This is a genomic window from Prevotella sp. 885 (assembly GCF_002265625.1).
Taxonomy (GTDB): Bacteria; Bacteroidota; Bacteroidia; order Bacteroidales; family Bacteroidaceae; genus Prevotella.
The window spans coordinates 1-5,702 of record NZ_NOVE01000087.1; the positions used below are offsets into that span (position 1 = coordinate 1).

At 37.5% G+C, this 5,702-nt stretch carries 5 protein-coding genes and 1 pseudogene; 1 reads left to right on the top strand and 5 read right to left on the bottom strand.

All coding sequences use genetic code 11. From position 1 onward, the window contains the following. Nucleotides 1–72: 72 nt before the first annotated feature. On the bottom strand, nt 73–1,185 hold the full coding sequence (locus tag CHL74_RS14645) for a hypothetical protein (protein ID WP_094881918.1): 1,113 nt from the start codon (nt 1,183–1,185) through the stop codon (nt 73–75). 4 nt (nt 1,186–1,189) lie between these two features. Continuing rightward, nucleotides 1,190–1,540: a hypothetical protein gene (locus CHL74_RS14650; RefSeq protein WP_094881919.1), complete on the bottom strand. Its 351-nt coding sequence runs from the start codon at nt 1,538–1,540 to the stop codon at nt 1,190–1,192. 179 nt (nt 1,541–1,719) lie between these two features. On the opposite strand from CHL74_RS14650, the pseudogene CHL74_RS14655 reads away from it, so the two are divergent. Then, nucleotides 1,720–1,923 (top strand): annotated as a pseudogene (locus tag CHL74_RS14655) (IS4 family transposase); the annotation flags it as partial. A gap of 277 nt (nt 1,924–2,200) precedes the next feature. Here CHL74_RS14655 and CHL74_RS14660 read toward each other — a convergent pair. From CHL74_RS14660 to CHL74_RS14670, 3 genes are all read right to left on the bottom strand, one after another. Further along, nucleotides 2,201–3,334, bottom strand: a complete 1,134-nt coding sequence (locus CHL74_RS14660; protein ID WP_094881920.1) for a nucleotidyltransferase family protein — start codon at nt 3,332–3,334, stop codon at nt 2,201–2,203. Between the two features lie 135 nt (nt 3,335–3,469). Next, nucleotides 3,470–4,234, bottom strand: a complete 765-nt coding sequence (locus CHL74_RS14665) for a glycosyltransferase family 2 protein (RefSeq protein WP_094881921.1) — start codon at nt 4,232–4,234, stop codon at nt 3,470–3,472. After that, the gene (locus tag CHL74_RS14670; protein ID WP_141241355.1) at nt 4,231–5,427 is read right to left on the bottom strand and encodes a prenyltransferase/squalene oxidase repeat-containing protein; all 1,197 of its coding nucleotides are present in this window, start codon (nt 5,425–5,427) and stop codon (nt 4,231–4,233) included. The genes CHL74_RS14665 and CHL74_RS14670 overlap by 4 nt, the downstream gene beginning before the upstream one ends. Nucleotides 5,428–5,702 lie beyond the last annotated feature (275 nt).

A 5,702-nucleotide genomic window follows, 5' to 3' on the forward strand; every position in this document is an offset into this window, starting at 1 on the left:
AAGTCCCTTGTACATATTAATGCTGACATCATTTTTCATACAGCAAAGGTAAACATCTTTACGGAAAATCTATCATGTATCGTTGATATATTTGGGTAGGGATGCCACGGACTTTATCGGATGAGCCAAGAATTCACCTTTCATTTGCCCAATACATCGAGACAATAACATAGGAGAAAGATGACACAAGTTCCGAATGGCATCCTCAGAAACATTTCCCCGTAAAAGGTTTGATACAGATACATACTGAAGAAGTGAGGCATTTACACTATCCAGACTGTCTATCTGTTCTGAGATTCTTGCTCTTAGAGGAACACCCTGTGTCAAGTAATACACATATTCAAGTAATGTTTGAGGGTGTCCACAATCATTCCAAGCATCTTCAAATATTTCAAAACGGCATAAACCTCTTTCACACAGATGATCAAAAATATCCTTAACCTCAAATTCAGTTAAATCTACAGCAAGAGTAGAATAATGGAGATTTGTGTTAACCTTGTTGAAACACCTATTCCAATCATCCTGCCGGATTGTAACTATGCATTTGACATAGGGAGTATTCTCTATTTCATTTATCAGTTGAACCCATGAAGTATCGTATGGCTGCACATCTAAATAAACAAAAGCTTCACTCTTCAAGCCTTTAGAAATATCTTTGATAGTAGCAATAATCTGCGATATGTTATTCTGATTTAAATATTTAATCTCATAGCGTAAAGGTGTATCACAAATCTTCAAAAAACGATAAGCCAAACTACTTTTACCAGAACCTGATATACCCGTTATGAAAACGAGATTATTGTCTTTCAGCTTCTCATACAGTTGTTGCAACTTTTCTTCCCTTACTACATCATAATTTTTAGCAATATGTATTTCCTTTGCAGATACACCCTGATAATAGGATGTTTCAGTATTAGCATCTTCTTGATAATCTGACTGAAAAAGAGGAATTACAGTAAGTCCAAATTGAGAGAAGAATTCCTTCTGGCGCACAGTAAACACAATAATCCGCCCTACCTGGCAACATAAATCGTCATAAGTAGCAGACTTTTTATTTATCACAAGATAACATACCCACTGAACCAAGTAATTCTTTACTATAGAAGGATCTATTGATGGGAACCTTTTCTTTAATGCAGTTTCTACAAAATCGTCCAACTCTGCTTCAGATTTAGATTGCCACATTATTTTAGAAGCAAGTTTCTTGGAGAAAGCATAATCCAAATGCAGAGAATCCTCTTTTTTTAAGCATCTTTACAAGAGAGGAATCCTTGGTCAGTTTATCAGAAATAATTCCTTTGTCATTACCATGTCCAACCGCCACAAACGAGATTTTAACATCAGAATTCTCATCTAAACTATCCTTACCTCGAGAAAACAAAGAAGTGGATTTTGCCTTGGAAAATAGATCAGAATACCCGATTGTCCCAGAATAACACTTCACTTGTACGGTTTCAATAATTTGGTCACAATAATATATGTCTAAGTCTTCTCTTCCTTCTGGCACAAAGACCTCTTTAGAATCAGCTGATTCCAACATCCTATACAATGTATAGAGATATTGAACATGGTAACCATATAATGTTGACGCTACAGACATAACTATAATTCTTTTTAACAGATTCGTTAGTACTCAATTTAGGGCATATTATGTATCTTTGAAGACTTTGCTTTCTATATGATGGAACAAGCCATAAAGAAACATGAGTAAAAGCACATCAAATCTCATCGGCAATTATAGCCTATTGCCTTGTTGCTATCATACAACATGATTTGCAACTTAAGCAATAGACTTATGTGGTTCTTCAGATTCTAAGCATTTCTCTTATGGATAAGACACCACTCGTTAATCTCTTCGAAAGGACAGATATCAATAATTTCAAAGAACTCGATTGTCCCCTCTTTCCGGGGTTATTTGATTAATATTTAACTGTCCCGATTTTAACGGGACACTAATGATTTCTTATTATTTACACAATTATCACATGCTTCTCTTCCTTTATATAAAGGTAGACATTTATTTATCAAGTTTGATAGCTTTTCACTCATAACTCTAATTCTCCATTATTAACTAGCATTTTTTCTACTTGCTCGTTCTATATCGTTTGTTTCCTCCTTGGCTTCTGTTATTGCCATCTTGATGACATAGAACAATAACAGTATGCCCCATATTCCTAAAATTAATATCCACCACATATTATTATTTCTTGTTTTTCTTTCTCCAGAAGAAATGCCATGTTCTGAAGATTGGTTCACTTAATGCCTCTGCTGGATAGTATCTCACGAAGTGCATGTTTCGCCATATCTTCAGGAAATACTTCTTTGCCATTCCTTGCTGTGTGAAACGACCATACTTAGTGAAGTGCGTGCCGAAGTTGCCGCCATCCATTATTTCTGACAGCAGTAGGCTTCCACGCTTCTCATCCATCGGAACTATCATCTTCTCCTCAGGTAGTCCTAAGGTTTCATGCAGCACATACATCACAGCCCCAGCAAACTTCCACAATCCAAGATGCTTCAATTCCTTCTGCAAAGCATCCCTAACCACCAATAACTCATCATTAATCACTATATAGTAGTAATCAATGATTTGCCTCATTCCAATCCCCTCATCAAAGAAATGATGATACAGATGGGATAACTGATAAATCACGTTGAAAGACGTAGTAGGCACGGCAATCTCCCCTGCCCCATCCGGCAAACTCACCACGTTGGAACATTGCAGATCCGCATTCCGCCTAAACCACCTCTGTAAACGTACATTATATATAGGATTATTCATCACACCGGGGAAGAAATGCAGTTCCACAGGTACACCATCCATCACTGTCTCTAAATGATGATACCTTATATCATCCTTCAGATTAAAATGCTTCTTGGCGTATTCCGTTATCATTTCACGACTTGCATTCACCCATACATCAATATCTCCAGAAGTGCGTGAATAAGGATTCGGATACATCAGCGCATTACCTTGTCCTTTCAATATGCAACATCTCAATCCTTCTTTTCTAAGCATAGCATAGAGCTTAGCTGCCACCATATTCACCTTCATATTCTGTCGGCAAATCTGCTGTGACTTACCCATCCAACTCATCAATAGCTTTGGTCTGATAGGATTGTGTCTCAATTCATCTGGATATTCCTTTCCAAGTTGCTCAATGCCGTCGAAACAGAGTCCGAGAATTGTTTGTTTAGAAGCAAAAGAATACAGTTGCTGCCAATCCATGCCAGCAACCACATTACTCATATTCCCTTTATTTCCGAGACAATATCTCAGAAAAGAAAAAATGTAATCTGGTTGGAAAGTTTCCTCCAATACAATATTATGCATTCTTCTACGTTTTTATAAAACAAGAATCATGAAACATCTATATCAATATCTTCGCCTCATCCTTTGGCGAATCCTTGATGCAATAGACCGCAAACTCGGCCCTGGCCCTGGCGAACACCGTTCTCAGTAATAAGTTTACATAAACTTAGCCTTGATGAACTGTGGCACCTTCCATGCCATTTTCATCAGCTTAGTCAATGTCACTGGCTTAAAGCCATATCCAGTATAAACTCTGATATCCTCATCCCAGACCTTCTTGCGCTTTGAAGCATCAGTACTCATACCGCCCATACGCATTCTCGTCACGAACTCAGGGAGGTAAGCCACCTTAAGATTGCAATTATACAGATAGTTCACCAACAGGTTGGTATCAGCAGCTATCTTATAGCTTTCATCGTAGAGTCCACATTTCATCATCACATCTCGCTTAATATAGCAAGTAGGATGCAGAGGCAACCAACCACATCTCACCTTCCACCGGGCAAACTTGCCGCCAATCCATTTTCTCACCACCTTGCTGGTATTCTGCTCATTCACAAAAATACCATCCGCATAGAGGAAATCACAATCCGTCTCCTCCATCTTCTTCACAACGTGTGAGACCGTATCTTTGGCGTACATAAAGTCATCAGAATGACAAAGAGCAATAACATCTCCCGTTGCCATTCTTATACCCTTGTTGATAGCCTCATACATGCCATGGTCAGGCTCAGAGATAAACTTCACCTTGTCCTCATGACCAGCAATGGCATCCTTGATAATCTCTACAGAATGATCCTTGGAAGCACCATCCACAATGATATACTCAATGTCAGGATAATCCTGAGCCAACACACTCTCTATACAACCACGAATTGTCTTCTCACGGTTGTAACAACTTGTTATAATCGATACTTTCATTTATAGAATAAACTCAAAATCTTTTTCTTAAACTTCACTACTTTATTTATAATAACTGTACCTATTATAGAAGTAATAACAGACATACAGAAAGTAGCCCAATTTGGTGAAACCTGACTAGCAAAATAATCATATAAGATATTCCATATTTTTACGGCAACAGCTCCACCAAAATAAATGATTAATGTGATAACAATAGCAGATAGAACCCATCTATTAGCTACTTTTATCAAATATCTTGTAACCCGATTACTAGGAATCTTATATATATGATTCAAGAAGACAAACATTAGTTTATCAGAGCTATTAACAGAAACAATACTTGATAAAGCCAGGAATACACCATAGAGAGCCCATATTGGGCGTTTCTTAGAGCTATCAAGCATTGGATGCTCCACTATACCCCCTTTACTTCTATCCATCAATAACTTTATGGAGTCAAAAAGCACTTTATTATGTATTCCTAATTTATCGTAACATAAGACTACACAAGGAAGTACATAATGGAAAAACGACACCCTATATTTGTTACCTTGATTTTCTGATTCAATCATCTCCAGACGACAATTAAGAAAGGAAGCCTCTAAAGACAAGTCTTTCATAGAAGACATCAACCATTTCTTTCCATTATAAATACTCTCATTGAAACTTCGCTGAGTGTTACCTGCCAATTCCGATAATGTCAATAGAGCATAAGAAGTAAAGAAAACACTTGGCTCGTCTCCAATAACTTCTCCCCAACCACCATTTTTATTCTGTATATTTATCAACCAATGAATAGCAGCTTCAACTCTTGCATCATCTTTCATATTAAGAACACATAAAGTTCTCAATACAAAGCAGGTTATATAGACTCTCGGCTCTTCTTTTTCTCTAAAAGGCCATCCTTGATCATCCTTTCTCGATGGATTTTGTCCCAGAAGCCATTTTGTACCACAAGATATTATTTCATCATATTGCCTATTCTCATTATAGGCATGCAAAGCTAGCAATGCCCAACATGTAGCCTCGACATTAGATTCGTTTTGGGAATTAGAAATATAAGGCCAACCACCATCTGAATTTTGCTTATTTGCCAAACCTTTAACCACATTCTCTTCTTTTTCAAATGCAGTTCTAGGTTCCTTATGCATTAGAAGCCCTATTGCAGAAGCTACAATACCGATTTTTCTTGCCCGAGATGTTGGTGCCAACCAACATCATTGCCAATAGTCCGAATATTTGGACCACTGGAAAAAGTGTGTGGATATCGTAGTACAATAAAAACACTATATTGTCCGTTTATAAAGTCAAAGAACGGATAAATATGGAAAAGTATAGACTCCTTGCAGAATGTCTTTTGCCCGAACACATGCTGGATTGGTTCGACCTTAAAGACGTGTTTGTAGAGCAAAAGAAAGAAACAAAGCTTGTTCACATATACCTTGACGAAAACGAGCTGAGACCAGGTGACAGAACCGATATTCGT